This window comes from Streptomyces sp. NPDC007162 (assembly GCF_040634175.1).
In the GTDB taxonomy this organism is placed as follows: domain Bacteria; phylum Actinomycetota; class Actinomycetes; order Streptomycetales; family Streptomycetaceae; genus Streptomyces.
Genome location: NZ_JBEYFC010000941.1, coordinates 1 through 1,847, shown reverse-complemented (window position 1 = coordinate 1,847; position 1,847 = coordinate 1). Strand labels below are relative to the sequence as shown.

The window sequence follows — 1,847 nt, the reverse complement described above, 5'->3', positions numbered from 1 at the left end:
TGTCGGTGGCGAGTTCATCTCCCGCCACCACCCTCCGGACGAGGACCAGGTGATGGAGCACGTGCTGACGACGGGGGAACCGATCCTCGGCATGCACTACCGCGGGCGCGCCCCCGCCGACCCGGTCCGTGAGCACGTCTGGTCCTGCTCGTACCACCGGCTGGTGGACGCCCGGGGCGAACCGCTCGGGCTGTTCGAGGAGTCCCTGGACATCACCGACCGCTATCGCGCCCAGGAGCGGCTGTCGCTGCTCGTCCGGGCGGGCAAGCGGATCGGTGCCTCCCTCGACGTGCGCCGTACGGCGGCGGAGCTGGCGGACGTGGCGGTGCCGCAGCTCGCCGACGAGGTGCTGGTGGATCTGCCGCCCGCGGTCATCGAGGGACGGCAGCCGCCGACGGGTTCCGCGCCGGGGCACAGTCTGCTGCGGATGCACGGCCGGACCCCGGAGGAGTTCCGGACCAGCCCCGTCTCCTATCCGCCCACGTCACCGCAGGCCCAGAGCCTGGCCACCAGCCGCCCCGTCCTGGACGCCGGCCCGGCGGGGGACGGGTCCGCCGCCCGGCGGACCAGCCTCTTCGTCCCGCTGCTCGCCCGGGACGCCGTCCTCGGCCTCGCCACCTTCCGGCGCAGCAGCAACCCCGACCCCTTCGGGCCCGAGGAGCAGACCCTCGCGGTGGAGCTGGCCGAGCGGGCGGCCGTCGGCATCGACAACGCCCGCCGCTACACCAGCCAGCACGCGGCGGCCCTGGTGCTGCAGCGCAGCCTGCTGCCGCAGCGGCTGCCCGAGCAGAGCGCGGTCGACGTGGCGTACCGCTATCTGCCCGCCGACAGCCGGGTGGGTGTGGGCGGTGACTGGTTCGACCTGATCCCGCTGTCCGGGGCCCGGGTGGGGCTGACCGTGGGGGACGTGGTGGGCCACGGGGTGCACGCGGCGGCGACCATGGGCCGGCTGCGCGCCACCGTACGGACGCTGGCCCTGCTGGACCTGGACCCGGCCGAGCTGCTCACCCGGCTGGACGGTCTGGTCGCCCTGGACTCGGAGCCCCACGAAGACGACGGGCTGAGCGACGAGGCGCTGGGGGTGACCTGTCTGTACGCGATCTACGACCCGGTCGGCGGCCGGTGCGTGTGGGCGAGCGCGGGCCACCCGCCGCCGGTCGTGGCGGACGCGAACGGCTCGGTGGCCCTGTCCGCGCTGGCCCCCGGGCCGCCTCTGGGCCTGGGCAGCCTGCCCTACGAGAACGTCGAGCTGAGCCTGTCCAACGGCAGCGTGGTGGCGTTGTTCACCGACGGGGTCGTGGAGGACCGGCGCACCGACATCGACAGCGGGATCGACCGGCTCGCCCATGTGCTCACCTGGCAGCGCTGTCCCCTGGAGGAGCTGTGCGACCGGGTGATGGCGTCGCTGCCGCCGGGGCCGCAGGCGGACGACGCCACGCTGCTGCTCTTCCGGACCCGGCGGCTGAACGCCGGCCAGGTGGCGGACCTGGAGCTGCCCCCGGACCCGGCGATGGTGGCCCGGGCCCGCACGGACACCGAACGCCAGCTGGCCAGCTGGGGCCTGTCCGACCTGGCGTTCACCGCGGAACTCGTGGTGAGCGAGCTGGTCACCAACAGCATCCGGTACGCCGACGGGCCCGTCGTGCTGCGGCTGATCAGGGACCGTTCCCTGTTGTGCGAGGTCTCCGACAACGCGCACACGGCCCCGCATCTGCGCCGGGCGCGCCGGGACGAGGAGGGCGGCCGGGGTCTGTTCCTGGTCGCCCAGGTGTCGCAGCGCTGGGGCACCCGGTACACCTCGTCCGGGAAGACCATCTGGGCCGAGCTGGCCATTCGGCTGCCCATCA

At 74.1% G+C, this 1,847-nt stretch carries 1 protein-coding gene; it reads left to right on the top strand.

The window, feature by feature from the left end:
* Window positions 1-52 precede the first annotated feature (52 nt).
* The coding region (locus ABZ646_RS46070) for a SpoIIE family protein phosphatase (protein ID WP_360533624.1) at window positions 53-1,847 on the top strand (1,795 nt) is incomplete at its 3' end.